Source organism: Vibrio sp. VP6 (assembly GCF_028823755.1).
Lineage (GTDB): Bacteria > Pseudomonadota > Gammaproteobacteria > Enterobacterales > Vibrionaceae > Vibrio > Vibrio parahaemolyticus.
Window position 1 is genome coordinate 1 of sequence record NZ_JAPEID010000135.1, and the last position, 1,341, is coordinate 1,341.

Genomic DNA, 1,341 nt, shown 5'->3' on the forward strand with positions numbered 1-1,341 from the left:
GTTTTGGTTTCAATCCACTCATTATTCACCCCGCACCACATGTATAATCGACCATCACCATCAAGTGACAGATAACACTTGCGTGTCAAATGATAATGAGTAGTGACCTCAGACGGCGCATTCTCTCGGATTTATAGGTTATGGAGAAAGTGGGATACCTTGGTCATCACCCGTTTAGATCGCCTAGCCCGTTCGGTTGTTCATCTCGCGCAACTCGCCAAGCGCTTTGAAAAAGAAAAAATCAACTTAATCGTCATCGACCAAAATAGCGATACCAGCACATCTACCGGCAGACTGATGTTTAACATGCTGGCATCCATTGCTGAATTTGAAAATGACTTACGCACGGAACGACAAGCGGAAGGGATTGCCAAAGCAAAAGAGAACGGTGTGAAGTTTGGCCGGCCAGAAAAACTCGACGCTCAAATATGTGATGCAATATATGATCGACGAACCGAAGGAGCAACCATCGGTCAACTTGCGAAAGAATTTGACCTTGGAGAAGCAACAATATATCGCGCCTTAAAAACTGATCTCCATGTGTTCTCCCATATCAATAGACAGCAGCTTGGTGTATACCTCCGTCGAGCTCAATCTGGCGTGTCCAAGCAGGGCTTGAACACGTTTGATGTGCATGTGATTCAACAGCAGATGTACCGCAAAGCTATGACGCAGAACGTGCGGCGTTAACGCGGTCCCCAAAAATAGCCCATTCTCGACAGCCACTTGCTCTATCTCTTTTAACCACAGTCTCGCGGTTTCGCTATTGATGGCCGTGCGCTTTTTATTGCGCTTGGACTGGAAGATTGGCAAGCGTTGGTTGGTACAGTGCGTGACAATGTAACGGTTTAACTCGTTCGCAAACTGCTTATCAAACAGTGGCACCAAACGAATATCGCCTTTCTTCGCTCGGCCAGAGCTGCGACGTTGTTGTTTTAAGGTACGCAGCTGCACTAAGTAGCGGTCTTGCACGTGCAAGATGTCCGAAGGGGTCAGGGCCAACACTTCATTGATACGGCCACCGCAGTTAAACAGCAAGCGCAATAACATGCGATGATGATCATTGATCGGCAATTCTGACAACGCGCGAATTTCAGGGGCCAAGAGATATTTGGGTAAGTCCATATCGGGACACTTGAGCATCACTTCTTTACGGAACGCTAAGTGATACGCCCAATCAACGCTTGGGCTGATGTTGAGCTGTGGTAAAGGAAGAGGGGTTGTGGGCATCTCAACGAGCGTGTTCACGCTTTAATCTCCATCTGACACGACTTGCTTATATCCTTGCACAGCGGATTGGGCTTGTCTAAAGATCTTTTCTCGATCCTTTTAATTGGATAT

General features: G+C 47.2%; 1 protein-coding gene and 1 pseudogene. One reads left to right on the forward strand and one right to left on the reverse strand.

Annotated features, from left to right (window positions below):
* Nucleotides 1-144 precede the first annotated feature (144 nt).
* Nucleotides 145-528 (forward strand): annotated as a pseudogene (locus tag OU793_RS24450) (recombinase family protein); the annotation flags it as partial.
* On the opposite strand, the gene OU793_RS24455 reads toward OU793_RS24450, so the two are convergent.
* Entirely contained in the window at nt 523-1,230 is a 708-nt protein-coding gene (locus tag OU793_RS24455; RefSeq protein ID WP_176453664.1) for a site-specific integrase, read from the reverse strand. The pseudogene OU793_RS24450 and the gene OU793_RS24455 sit on opposite strands and share 6 nt — an antisense overlap.
* Nucleotides 1,231-1,341: the final 111 nt, after the last annotated feature.